The sequence below is a fragment of the Flavobacterium branchiophilum NBRC 15030 = ATCC 35035 genome (assembly GCF_002217205.1).
Classification (GTDB): domain Bacteria; phylum Bacteroidota; class Bacteroidia; order Flavobacteriales; family Flavobacteriaceae; genus Flavobacterium; species Flavobacterium branchiophilum.
Window position 1 is genome coordinate 1 of the sequence record NZ_MUGT01000091.1, and the last position, 12,555, is coordinate 12,555.

10 protein-coding genes are annotated in these 12,555 nt (G+C 31.1%); 7 read left to right on the forward strand and 3 right to left on the reverse strand.

All coding sequences use genetic code 11. From position 1 onward, the window contains the following. Positions 1 to 1,155: 1,155 nt before the first annotated feature. Positions 1,156 to 1,866: a helix-turn-helix domain-containing protein gene (locus tag B0A58_RS10940; RefSeq protein WP_165766327.1), complete on the forward strand. Its 711-nt coding sequence runs from the start codon at positions 1,156 to 1,158 to the stop codon at positions 1,864 to 1,866. A gap of 114 nt (positions 1,867 to 1,980) precedes the next feature. On the opposite strand, the gene B0A58_RS10945 is transcribed toward B0A58_RS10940, so the two are convergent. Both B0A58_RS10945 and B0A58_RS10950 read right to left on the reverse strand, forming a co-directional pair. Beyond that, complete coding sequence (locus tag B0A58_RS10945; RefSeq protein ID WP_089081090.1) at positions 1,981 to 2,229, reverse strand: YARHG domain-containing protein; 249 nt, start codon at positions 2,227 to 2,229, stop codon at positions 1,981 to 1,983. Between the two features lie 112 nt (positions 2,230 to 2,341). Then, entirely contained in the window at positions 2,342 to 3,853 is a 1,512-nt protein-coding gene (locus B0A58_RS10950; RefSeq protein ID WP_089081091.1) for a helicase HerA-like domain-containing protein, read from the reverse strand. Between the two features lie 421 nt (positions 3,854 to 4,274). Between B0A58_RS10950 and cas12a the strand changes: the two genes are divergently transcribed. From cas12a to B0A58_RS10965, 3 genes are all read left to right on the forward strand, one after another. Further along, on the forward strand, positions 4,275 to 8,231 hold the full coding sequence (gene cas12a, locus B0A58_RS10955) for a type V CRISPR-associated protein Cas12a/Cpf1 (protein ID WP_089081092.1): 3,957 nt from the start codon (positions 4,275 to 4,277) through the stop codon (positions 8,229 to 8,231). A gap of 233 nt (positions 8,232 to 8,464) precedes the next feature. Beyond that, positions 8,465 to 9,061, forward strand: coding sequence for a transposase (locus tag B0A58_RS10960; protein WP_089081093.1), 597 nt, complete (start codon positions 8,465 to 8,467; stop codon positions 9,059 to 9,061). A gap of 591 nt (positions 9,062 to 9,652) precedes the next feature. After that, positions 9,653 to 10,126 (forward strand): hypothetical protein, encoded by a 474-nt coding sequence (locus B0A58_RS10965; protein ID WP_014085039.1) that lies wholly within the window; start codon positions 9,653 to 9,655, stop codon positions 10,124 to 10,126. A 53-nt stretch (positions 10,127 to 10,179) separates the two neighbouring features. Here the strand turns inward: B0A58_RS10965 and B0A58_RS17075 are convergent, their stop codons facing one another. Then, positions 10,180 to 10,413 carry a hypothetical protein gene (locus tag B0A58_RS17075; protein ID WP_133063129.1) on the reverse strand — a complete coding sequence of 78 codons (234 nt, stop codon included), beginning with the start codon at positions 10,411 to 10,413 and terminating at the stop codon, positions 10,180 to 10,182. Between the two features lie 89 nt (positions 10,414 to 10,502). On the opposite strand from B0A58_RS17075, the gene cas4 reads away from it, so the two are divergent. Genes cas4 through cas2 form a run of 3 tightly spaced genes read left to right on the forward strand, consistent with a single transcriptional unit; the run spans position 10,503 to position 12,312 of the window. Further along, complete coding sequence (cas4, locus tag B0A58_RS10975) at positions 10,503 to 11,063, forward strand: type V CRISPR-associated protein Cas4 (RefSeq protein ID WP_089081095.1); 561 nt, start codon at positions 10,503 to 10,505, stop codon at positions 11,061 to 11,063. Continuing rightward, entirely contained in the window at positions 11,057 to 12,034 is a 978-nt protein-coding gene (cas1, locus tag B0A58_RS10980) for a type V CRISPR-associated endonuclease Cas1 (protein ID WP_089081096.1), read from the forward strand. The genes cas4 and cas1 overlap by 7 nt, the downstream gene beginning before the upstream one ends. Positions 12,035 to 12,039: 5 nt before the next feature. Then, on the forward strand, positions 12,040 to 12,312 hold the full coding sequence (gene cas2, locus B0A58_RS10985) for a CRISPR-associated endonuclease Cas2 (protein ID WP_089081097.1): 273 nt from the start codon (positions 12,040 to 12,042) through the stop codon (positions 12,310 to 12,312). The last annotated feature ends 243 nt before the right edge of the window (positions 12,313 to 12,555 follow it).

The following is a 12,555-nucleotide window of genomic DNA, read 5'->3' on the forward strand; positions in this document are numbered from 1 at the left end:
ATTATTTTATATGAGCCATTTTATTTAAAAAAAGAAATCGTGTTCATACCCGTTGGGCGAATTTCCTTAAATCCTTATCAATTATTTAGATTTTCATCTATCCAATTGCAAGTACAACACGCTGATTATTCTTTCTTACGTTCCTTTTATTTTGTGCAAAACTGCAAAATTTAATAAAATGAAATATTTGAATTAAAATGAATAAATCATTTCATTTTAATCATTTTAAAAATTCATTTTAAAATATTTCCTTTATACTAGGTTACGGGAGTACATATTTTTAAATTAAAAAAAGTAATGATTTTGTAAAATTCATTGGATATATTGAATTTCATTGTTTTTTTTGAAAATTTCATTGAGATAAAAATAATAACAATCTATGCTATTGCATTGTATGATGCTACAATTCCATTTAATCATAGTAAATAAAGCTACAATAACTTTATATTTATTAAAAAAATATTCTTTTTAAAAATGTAAGAATTGTTTTTTTGCAATTATTTTTTATAAAAAATAAAACATATCGATATAAAGCATATTTAATCGAGCAAATACACACTATTTTTGCATATTGTTACTTTTTATCAAAAAAAGATAAATATTATGTTTTAATATGGTGCGTATGGCAAATCATCTACCACAATAATTATGATAAAATATCATTATTTTATGCTAAAATTTGTTAAAATAATTTATCTTTGCAAAATTAAATGATATCAAAAATATTTAATTTATAATTTTTTTTAAAATGATATTCGATATTTTAATTTTGATTTTTTTATTCAAAACACTGATAATCAAACATATAAAGCAATGAAATTATTAAAAATTTAAATATTATTAAAAATGGAAGCCCTTAAAAAAAAAATCAAAACCATCTTTATTATTTATTTTACGATAATTATACCTTTTTTATTTATCAACGCCATCCTTTACCACTTGTTTGGAGTTAATTTTTATGCAATTGCTTATTTGTTTTTTGCATTCTTCAATATCATATTTTTATTTAATTTACTTTATTTGCCTTTTGAAGTTATACAACATTTTAAAAAACTGTATTTAAATTTAACTATTCTATTTACTTTTTGTGTAACATTCTTTTATATTAAATCTACTGTATATTTATTATTGTGGCATTTTTTAATCACATTTGGCGTGTATATTTTTTTTCAAAAAAAATATTTCATAAAGTGGGTCGGTGTTGTTTTATTGCTACTTGTATGCAATTTTATAATAATCCAATTTGACGATTTTTTTCATTTCAATCAAAAATATTATAAATTACCCGACGAAACCTCTTATTTATATATCTATTTTACTATCAATTCTTTTTCATTTACCGTATCTTGCATAATAATATTATTTATTTTACAAAATTATTATTCCAAATTAAATAATATAAAATCCAACACCCCAGACAACGCATTATCAAATGACGGTAACGATACAACTTTATTCGAACAAAAAATAATAATAGATAATGTCCATGATGATGATAATGATGAATTTAATAATTTATTTGAAAAAATAAAAAATGTGGTTGAAAAAGACAAGCTTTTTTTAGATAATGAATTGTCTATTAATAATATAGCAAAAAAAGTAAACACTAATATTTCTTACATATCTAAGGCGATAAATATTAAGACAGGTGAGAATTTTAATAATTTTATCAATCAATACAGGATTCATTATTTTAAGGAATTGCTAAAAAAGAAAGACAATGATTCGTATAAACTGAAGTACTTATATTCCGAATCGGGTTTTAAAAACCAATCCACATTTAATAAAGCTTTCAAAAAAATAGAAAACAAAACCCCATCTGAATACATTAAAATGTATTTTGATCGAGATGTTGAATTTGATTAATTGAAAACGAATATTAAATCAGATAAAAATATTGATTATTTGTATGTTTTTTTATATAAAAAAAAAGACCAACTGAAAACTAACAGTTGGTCTTTTTATTTTTGGTTTTTAGTGTTACTCCTGTTTTTTTATAAAAGCAATATTCTTTTTCTCATAAGTATTCAAAAAGCCATCAACATTTTCATATTGTGCATGATACCATGATTGATTGTTAAAATAACGGTTCATATCACTTGTTTTAAAAACATAGCCATAGCGGGCATAAATTTCATTTCTCATGATTTTTAAATCCCATTTTGTAAGCCCCCTTACGTCTGCAAAAGTCAGCAAACGGGTGGATGCTTCTGGATAAATCCCTGGCAAATGCGAACGGTTTTACTCAATTCTTGGAGCGTGTTTTTGGGCAAGAGCCTCATTTGAGACCAACAACGTTAGCCCTACAGCAAAATATATTATACGTGTCATTTTCAACTTTTTATTTTTTAAATAATTTCATTAATACTCCAAATGCTCCTCTAATAAAAGTAGCACTTGTAACCACTTTTAACACCGATTTGCCAACCACACTTGCTGTACTTGGCTCGCTGTCTCGTTCAGGAGTGTCCGCCGCTTCTTCGGTTGCCGCTTCTTGAGCTTCGGTAATTTTTTGGGTTAGCATTTCAAAGGCACTTTCTCTGTCTATTGTAGTTTCATACTTGCGAACCAATTTAGATTGGTCGTTTATCGCTTTAATTTCATCGTCGGTCAAAATGTCCATTCTGCTCTCTGGAGCTCTCAACATGGTTGCGGCAAGTGGTGTAGGAATCCCTTTTTCGCTCAATGCTGTTACAAAGGCCTCCCCTATTCCCAAACTCGTTAGCACCTCATCGGTTTGATAAAAATCAGAGCTCGGATAATTATCGGCTGTTTGTTTGATTGCCTGCCTGTCGTTTGCCGTAAAAGCCCTCAAAGCATGTTGAATTTTGAGACCTAATTGGGCCAAAATACCGCTAGGAACGTCCATAGGATTTTGTGTAATAAAATAAATCCCCACCCCTTTTGAACGAATTAATTTTACAATCGTTTCTATTTGTTCCAATAATGCCTTGCTGGCTTCTTTAAAAATCAAATGGGCCTCGTCTATAAAAATCACCAATTCGGGCTGGTCTGCATCGCCCCTTTCTGGCATAACATGATATATTTCGGCCAGCAAACTCAACATAAAAGTCGAAAACAATTTAGGTTTGTCCTGTATATCCGTCAGCCGCATGATGTTTACATATCCTTTGCCGTTTTGGTCAAATCGCATCAAATCTTGCACATCAAACGATGTTTCGCCAAAAAAAATGTCGCCTCCTTGTTGTTCCAATTCAATTATTTTTCTCAAAATAGTGCCTGTTGTTGCCGTAGAAATTTTGCCATAAGATTCCTCTATGGCCTCCTTACCCTCTTCGGTAATGTAGTTGATCATTTTTTTAATGTCTTTTAAGTCTAGCAAAGGCATTTTTTGGTCGTCGCAAAACTTAAATATCACAGCAATTACCCCCGATTGGGTTTCGTTTAGGTCTAAAATTCTCGAAAACAATACAGGGCCAAACTCCGACACCGTAGCCCGCAAACGCACCCCCTCTTGTTCTGACAACGTTAGCAATTCGACAGGAAACGATTTGGGTTCAAACGGAATGTTAATTTTATCATGACGCTCGGTAATAAAGCTTTTCACCTCGCCTTCTTTGGCAATACCCGAAAAGTCTCCTTTTATATCCATCATCAAAACTGGAATCCCATAGCCCGACAATTGTTCGGACAATACCTGGATGGTTTTGGTTTTGCCCGTTCCTGTTGCTCCAGCTATCAATCCGTGGCGGTTTAAGGTTTTTAGCGGAATTTTTACCACCGCATCGCCAAGAGCCTCACCGTCCAACAAGGCCGCCCCCAATACTATATGATCGCCTTTTGTGGCATATCCTTCATTAATTATTGCTGTAAATTGTTCTATTTTGCTCATTTTTCAAACTATTTATTATAAAAGCCAAATTTAATTAAAAAAAATTGAAAGATTGAAAAAAAAATCCGAAAGACTGGGAAGATGGTTTGTGGTTTGTGGTTGATGGTTTGTGGTTGATGGTTTGTGGTTGATGGTTGATGGTTGTTGGTTGATGGTTGTTGGTTGATAGCTGAAACTTCTAACCTCTAACCTGAAACTTGAAACTTGAAACCAAAAAAAAACTCACTTACAAGGTTTTGAATTTCAAAGGAATAGGTGTTTTTTGTTTAAATAATAGCGTATTTATTTGACAAACGTGTATTTAATGGCTATTTTTTCTATATTTACAACATCAATAATTGATTAAGATCCAAAATACAATAGCTTTTGCTACCTTATAAAATTTGGAAACATTTTATAAACCTAAACAAACTTTATACACATGACAAACAATTTTACAAACCAGTACTCGCTTTCCAAAACACTTCGATTTGAATTGATTCCGCAAGGAAAAACATTGGAATTTATTCAAGAAAAAGGATTGCTCTCTCAAGATAAACAACGAGCGGAGAGTTATCAAGAAATGAAAAAAACTATTGATAAATTTCATAAATACTTTATCGATTTAGCTTTAAGCAATGCTAAACTAACTCATTTAGAAACTTACTTGGAATTATACAATAAAAGTGCTGAAACAAAAAAAGAGCCAAAATTTAAAGACGATTTAAAGAAAGTACAAGACAATTTACGAAAAGAAATCGTTAAATCTTTTTCGGAAGGAGAAGCGAAATCAATTTTTGCTATTATCGATAAAAAAGAACTGATAACCGTAGAACTTGAAAAATGGTTTGAAAACAACGAACAAAAAGACATTTATTTTGACGAAAAATTCAAAACCTTTACTACTTATTTTACTGGTTTTCATCAAAACAGAAAAAACATGTATTCGGTTGAACCCAATTCTACCGCTATTGCTTATCGATTGATTCATGAAAATTTACCTAAATTTTTAGAAAATGCTAAAGCATTTGAAAAAATAAAACAAGTAGAAAGTTTGCAAGTTAATTTTAGAGAATTAATGGGGGAATTTGGAGATGAAGGGCTAATTTTCGTAAATGAATTAGAAGAAATGTTTCAAATCAATTATTATAATGATGTGCTTTCACAAAATGGAATTACAATTTATAATAGTATAATTTCAGGATTTACCAAAAATGATATAAAATATAAAGGTCTAAATGAATACATAAATAATTACAATCAAACCAAAGACAAAAAAGACCGTTTGCCAAAATTAAAACAATTGTATAAACAGATTTTAAGTGATAGAGTTTCACTTTCGTTTTTGCCCGACGCTTTTACGGATGGGAAACAAGTTTTGAAAGCCATATTTGACTTTTATAAAATCAACTTACTTTCTTATACCATTGAAGGGCAGGAAGAAAGCCAAAACCTTTTACAATTAATTCGTCAGACAATTGACAACCTTTCCAGTTTCGACATCCAAAAGATTTATCTAAAAAATGACACCCATTTAACCACAATTTCGCAACAATTATTTGGTGATTTTTCGGTGTTTTCATCATCTTTAAATTATTGGTATGAGACGAAAGTAAATCCAAAATTTGAAACAGAATATTGCAAAGCCAACGAAAAAAAGCGAGAAACTTTAGATAAAGCCAAAGCTGTTTTTACAAAACAAGATTATTTTTCTATCGCTTTTTTACAAGAAGTACTTTCAGAATACATCCTTACCTTAGATGACACTTCTGATATTGTAATAAAACATTCTTCCAATTGTGTTGCCAATTATTTTAAAAATCATTTTGTTGCCAAAAAAGAAAATGAAACCGACAAAACCTTTGATTTAATTGCTAATATTACTGCAAAATACCAATGTATTCAAGGAATATTAGAAAATGCAGACCAATACGAAGACGAACTCAAACAAGACCAAAAATTAATTGATAATTTGAAATTCTTTTTAGATGCTATTTTAGAATTGTTGCATTTTATCAAACCTTTGCATTTAAAATCGGATAGTATTACCGAAAAAGATACTGCTTTTTATGATGTTTTTGAAAATTATTATGAAGCCTTAAGCCTTTTGACACCATTATACAATATGGTACGAAATTACGTAACGCAAAAGCCCTACAGCACCGAAAAAATAAAATTGAATTTTGAAAATGCACAGTTATTGAATGGTTGGGATGCCAATAAAGAAGCCGATTATCTAACAACTATTTTGAAAAAAGACGGTAATTATTTTTTAGCCATTATGGATAAAAAGCATAACAAAGCGTTTCAAAAGTTTCCAGAAGGAAAAGAAAATTATGAAAAAATGGTGTATAAACTATTGCCTGGAGTAAATAAGATGTTGCCAAAAGTATTTTTTTCCAATAAAAATATTGCTTACTTCAACCCATCAAAAGAGTTATTAGAAAACTATAAAAAAGAGACGCACAAAAAAGGAGACACATTCAATTTAGAACATTGTCATACGTTGATCGATTTTTTCAAGGACTCTTTAAACAAACATGAAGACTGGAAATACTTTGATTTTCAATTTTCTGAAACAAAATCGTATCAAGATTTGAGTGGTTTTTATAGAGAAGTAGAACATCAAGGCTACAAAATCAATTTTAAAAATATCGATTCAGAATATATTGATGGTTTGGTGAACGAAGGTAAATTGTTTCTATTTCAAATTTACAGCAAAGATTTATCGCCTTTTTCCAAAGGGAAACCGAACATGCACACTTTGTATTGGAAAGCCTTATTTGAAGAACAAAATTTGCAAAATGTAATCTATAAATTGAATGGACAAGCCGAAATATTTTTTAGAAAAGCCTCTATAAAACCTAAAAATATAATATTGCACAAAAAGAAAATTAAAATTGCCAAAAAGCATTTTATTGATAAAAAAACAAAAACATCTGAAATTGTTCCTGTTCAAACAATAAAAAACCTCAATATGTACTACCAAGGAAAAATAAGTGAAAAAGAATTAACACAAGATGATTTAAGGTATATTGATAATTTTAGCATTTTCAATGAAGAAAATAAAACAATTGATATTATAAAAGACAAACGATTTACGGTTGATAAATTTCAGTTTCATGTGCCGATTACCATGAACTTTAAAGCAACGGGAGGAAGTTATATCAATCAAACCGTATTAGAATATTTGCAAAACAATCCCGAAGTTAAGATTATTGGATTGGATAGAGGAGAACGCCATTTGGTATATCTTACACTGATAGACCAGCAAGGAAACATCTTGAAACAAGAAAGTTTGAATACAATCACCGATTCTAAAATCTCGACACCTTATCATAAGTTATTGGATAACAAAGAAAAAGAACGTGATTTAGCTCGGAAAAATTGGGGAACGGTGGAAAACATCAAAGAACTCAAAGAAGGCTATATCAGTCAAGTAGTACATAAAATTGCTACGTTGATGGCGGAAGAAAATGCCATTGTGGTAATGGAAGAATTGAATTTTGGATTTAAACGTGGACGATTCAAAGTGGAAAAACAAATTTATCAAAAGCTGGAAAAAATGCTGATTGACAAATTAAATTATTTGGTATTGAAGGATAAGCAACCTCAGGAATTAGGCGGATTGTACAACGCATTACAACTCACTAATAAATTTGAAAGTTTCCAAAAAATGGGTAAACAATCGGGCTTTTTGTTTTATGTACCCGCTTGGAACACCTCCAAAATTGACCCTACCACTGGTTTTGTGAATTATTTTTATACCAAATATGAAAACTTGAAAAATGCCAAGGAATTTTTTGATAAATTCCAATCCATTCGATATAATGTTAAAGAAAAATATTTTGAATTTGAGGTAGATAAGTACAGCGATTTTAATCCAAAAGCCGAAGGAACGCAACAAGCCTGGACCATTTGCACGTATGGCGAACGAATAGAAACCAAAAGACAAAAAGACCAAAACAACAAATTTGTAAGCACTCCAATTAATCTAACTGAAAAGATAGAAGACTTTTTAGGCGAAAATAAAATTGTTTACGGAGATGGTAATTGCATCAAATCTCAAATTGCTAGCAAAGACGACAAGGCTTTTTTTGAAACCTTATTGTATTGGTTCAAAATGACTTTACAAATGCGAAACAGCGAAACAAGAACAGATATAGATTATCTAATTTCGCCCGTGATGAATGACAACGGAACATTTTACAACAGCCGAGATTATGAAAAATTAGAAAATCCAACTTTGCCCAAAGATGCCGATGCCAATGGTGCGTATCATATTGCTAAAAAAGGATTGATGCTTTTGAATAAAATAGACCAAGCCGACTTGACAAAAAAAGTGGATTTATCTATTAGTAACAGAGATTGGTTGCAATTTGTACAAAAAAATAAATAACTATGACCTCCTCCCTCCTCATCTACCAAACCGAAGAAAAGTGTATGCGGAAATGAAAAAATAAGAACCCCACCTTTGTCAAAGTTTAGAACTTTGACAAAGGTTTTAGAAGAAATGTTTCAAGTTACGTTTTTAAGAAAAGTGTTCACCCAACCACCTTTGTCAAAATTTGGAACTTTGACAAAGGTTTTAGAAGCAAGTTTAGAACTTAAACAAAAATTTAAAATAAAAAAATGAATATAAGAGAAGAAATTATAGAACCGGATTGTTTTTATCATTTATATAACAGAGGTATAAATGGTAATCGAATATTTGATAACGAACAGAATTATGACTATTTTTTGAGACAGTTTACGAAATATGTAAATGAAGTTTGTGAAGTCTATGCGTATTGTTTAATGCCAAATCATTTTCATTTTTTGATTAAAGTAAAATCAAAAGATGAGCTAGCTATTTTTTTAACCGAACATACGAAAAATAATTTAATACAACAAGGTTTGCATGCTGATACAAATATTGTTAGTAAGCAAATTGGTAAATTCATAAGTAGTTATAGTCAAGCCTACAATAAAGTCAATAAACGACATGGCCCCCTTTTGGAATCCCCTTTTAAAAGAATCAAAATTAATGGAAATGAATATTTAACAAATTTAATTTTATACATTCACTGCAACCCACTTGAGCTAAGAAAAGAAATTGAAAATTATAAATACTCTTCCTATCGGGCAATCGTATCAACATCTAAAACACATGTACAACGAGAATCTGTATTAGAAATTTTTGGAGGTATTGAAAATTTTATATTTTGTCACAACGAAAAAAAGGTTTAGTACTCCAACTTTGTCAAAGTTTGGAACTTTGACAAAGGTATTAGAAGCAACGTTTCAAGAAAAGTGTTCACCCAACCTCCTTTGTCAAAGTTTAGAACTTTGACAAAGGTATTAGAAGCAACGTTTCAAGAAAAGTGTTCACCCAACCTCCTTTGTCAAAGTTTAGAACTTTGACAAAGGTATTAGAAGCAACGTTTCAAGTTACGTTTTCAAGAAAAGTGTTCACCAAACCACCTTTGTCAAAATTTGGAACTTTGACAAAGGTGGAGTACTAAATCTTTGTCAAAGTTTAGAACTTTGACAATGGTTTTAGAAACGACGTTTTCAAAAAGGCTTTCAAAAAGATTTTCACCCAACCACCTTTGTCAAAGTTTAGAACTTTGACAAAGGTTTTAGAAGAAATGTTTCAAGTTACGTTTTCAAGAAAAGTGTTCAAGAAAAGTGTTCACCCAACCACCTTTGTCAAAATTTGGAACTTTGACAAAGGTTTTTTTTCTAACTTTATTTTATTTTGAAAAATAAAGTTAAAAATTTGGTGTGTTTACAATTAATTTTTATTTTTGATATTATTAATATTTAATTTTATTACGAATGAGAAAGTTTATTGCTACAATTGCTCCAAAAGCAGTTACAGACGCTTTGATTGCTACACTAAATAATGCACTAACATCATTTAATGCTTTCAAAATTAGCTTGACTAACGACGAAAAACAAGCTACCCGATCTATGGCAGAGGGCAGAGAGGGCTATGCCCGATTGGTATCTCGTATTGCAACCCAGTTTCCAAACTCGTTGAGCCGTGCCGATGTGCCTGCAGATTTGACAAACCTGTTGGACTATTATCAAAACCTGGAAGCCACCCGATTGGCCTATATTCAGGGCATCGAAACCATCGAGGAAACCCAGCTAGGGGCCGCCACCGACATCATGCTACTTGTGGACAGATACGTACAAAACCTTCAAATCTCTAGGGGCAACGAAGGAGCTTTGGACAATGCCATGAAGGAAGTGGACGACTGGAATAAGAGGTTTGCAAACAAAGCCGCCACACCGCCAGGAAATTAAATGTTTATCTTTTGAACACGCTTTCTAAGCGTGTTTTTTTTTGTAGCGTGTTTTTAAAATGTATTAGGAACTCTTATAATTGGTTCTCTTTTTATGGTAGGCGAGCCTGCCTTTTTGGTAGGCGAGCCTACCTTTTTGGTAGGCGAGCCTACCTTTTTGGTAGGCGAGCCTACCTTTTTGGTAGGCGAGCCTACCTTTTTAGTAGGCGAGCCTACCTTTTTTGTAGGCGAGCCTACCTTTTTTGTAGGCGAACCTGCCTTTTTTGTAGGCGAACCTGCCTTTTTTATAGGCGAGCCTCGTAAGTGTGCTTGTTATTTTATAAGCCATAAAAAAATAACGCTACTATCGGATTTTAAATGAACTAAAATTTTATTTTATGGAAAACTACATGCCCATATCGTTTATCAACGATTTTATTTTTTGTCCACGGTCTATATACAATCATCAACTGTATCAAAACAGGGACGAAATGCTCTATCAAGGGGAAGCACAAACACAGGGAAAAGCTTCCCATGAAAAAATAGACTCAAAAACCTATTCGGACAAAAAAAACGTACTTCAAAATTTTGAGGTTTACTCATCTCATTATCAATTGTTTGGTAAAATTGATGTGTTCGATATTGACAAAGGGTTGCTAACCGAACGAAAAAACAACATCAAAACCATTTATGATGGTTATGTGTTTCAATTGTATGCCCAATATTACTGCTTATCAGAAATGGGGTATCAGGTAGAAAAAATGGCGTTATATGATTTTTCAAAAAACAAAATGTATCCCATCGATTTGCCAAAAAACAACCTTGTAATGCAGCAAAAATTTGAAGCTACTTTAGAAGCAATTCATCGTTTTTCGTTATTGAAAAAAGATTTTATTGCCAATAAATATAAGTGCGAAAAATGTATTTATAACCCATTATGTGATGCCAGTGTATGTTAAGTTTCCCAGATTTTGAAAAGAAAAGAATTGTAGTTGTTTTTACAACAGAAGAGCAAAAATTTGCAATAAAAAACGACAACTTGGTCGTGAAAAACAGTGATGATAAAATAATTTTGCAAGACACCTGTCATCGGGTTTTGTCTTTGTGGATTATTGGCAATTGTTCCATTACTAGTGTTTTATTAAAAAAAAGCAAAAAACATGGATTTCCAATTTTTCATTTGGGAAGCCATTTTCGGCTTATAGGGTTTTGGAATTCCGCAACGGAAGGCAATTTTTTATTGCGATACAAACAATATCATTATAGCAATAAAGAAATAGCTAAAAAACTGGTATTGAATAAAATAGCGAATCAATTGGCATTACTTAAAGAATTACGAAAAAAAAGTGCTATTGAAAAAACAGCTATGGAACAATTGGAAAGTTATATTAATTCCATTGAAAACAAAACCGAATGGAAAGAAATATTGGGCGTTGAAGGTATTGCTAGTAAAGTATTTTTTTCGGCCTATTTTAAAGACACCAATTGGAAAGGCAGACAACCAAGAGCCAAAATGAGTGCTCTGAATGTATTGATGGATATAGGCTATACTTTTTTGTTTTATTGGGTTGAAAACATGTTGAGTTTGTATGGCTTTGATTTATACAAAGGGGTGTATCATCAAAATTTTTATCAGCGTAAAAGTTTGGTTTGTGATATTATGGAACCCTTTCGGTGTATTATAGACAGTCAGCTAAGGAAAGCCTACAATTTAGGACAAATAAAAGAAGAAGATTTTGTGATACATCGCAATCAATACCAATTGAAGCCTGAAAAAGCTAAAGAATATACACGCTGGCTTTTGGTTGCCATTATGGATTATAAAGAACCCCTTTTTTATTATTGCCGAGACTACTACCGTTCTTTTATATCGGAAAAACCTATTGAGCATTATCCATATTTTGATTATTCAAAAAAAAATAAAAAGTAAAAAATATGTTATTAGTATCCTACGACATCAGCAACAACAAAACACGAACCCATTTTTCAAAATATTTGAGCAAATTTGGTCATCGGTTGCAATATTCGTTGTTTGAGATAGACAACAGCAAGCGGATTTTGAATTTGATTCAAATTGAAATTAAGACCAAATATGCCAAACAATTTGAAGAAACGGATAGCATTATGATTTTTCAGATGAGTCCGAGTTGTGTTATTACAAAATATGGTTATGCCAAGCATCAGGACGAAGATTTGGTTTTGTTTTGAAAAAAAAAACTTTGAATTAGAGAAAAAAAGTTATAGGTTTGCATCGGATTGCATGGTTACTATTGTAAAAAAATGCAAACCTGGGTCTTAATAATAATAATACTGACAAAAGGCATGAAAACAAGCTTTCGAATGCTGTTTTTTTATTTAAAAGCAACCAAAAACGGTAAAAAAGGGTTGTTTTTGTGTCATTTTGGCAGTGTTAGAGTTTAAAACCACTTTAAAATTTCTACTATTGTAGAT

Excerpts from the sequence above, each read along its gene's own strand:
- B0A58_RS10950 (WP_089081091.1), bottom strand. The coding sequence starts at position 3,853 with ATGAGCAAAATAGAACAATTTACAGCAATAATTAATGAAGGATATGCC.
- cas12a (WP_089081092.1), top strand. The coding sequence starts at position 4,275 with ATGACAAACAATTTTACAAACCAGTACTCGCTTTCCAAAACACTTCGA.
- B0A58_RS10960 (WP_089081093.1), top strand. The coding sequence starts at position 8,465 with ATGAATATAAGAGAAGAAATTATAGAACCGGATTGTTTTTATCATTTA.
- B0A58_RS10965 (WP_014085039.1), top strand. The coding sequence starts at position 9,653 with ATGAGAAAGTTTATTGCTACAATTGCTCCAAAAGCAGTTACAGACGCT.
- cas4 (WP_089081095.1), top strand. The coding sequence starts at position 10,503 with ATGGAAAACTACATGCCCATATCGTTTATCAACGATTTTATTTTTTGT.
- cas1 (WP_089081096.1), top strand. The coding sequence starts at position 11,057 with ATGTTAAGTTTCCCAGATTTTGAAAAGAAAAGAATTGTAGTTGTTTTT.
- cas2 (WP_089081097.1), top strand. The coding sequence starts at position 12,040 with ATGTTATTAGTATCCTACGACATCAGCAACAACAAAACACGAACCCAT.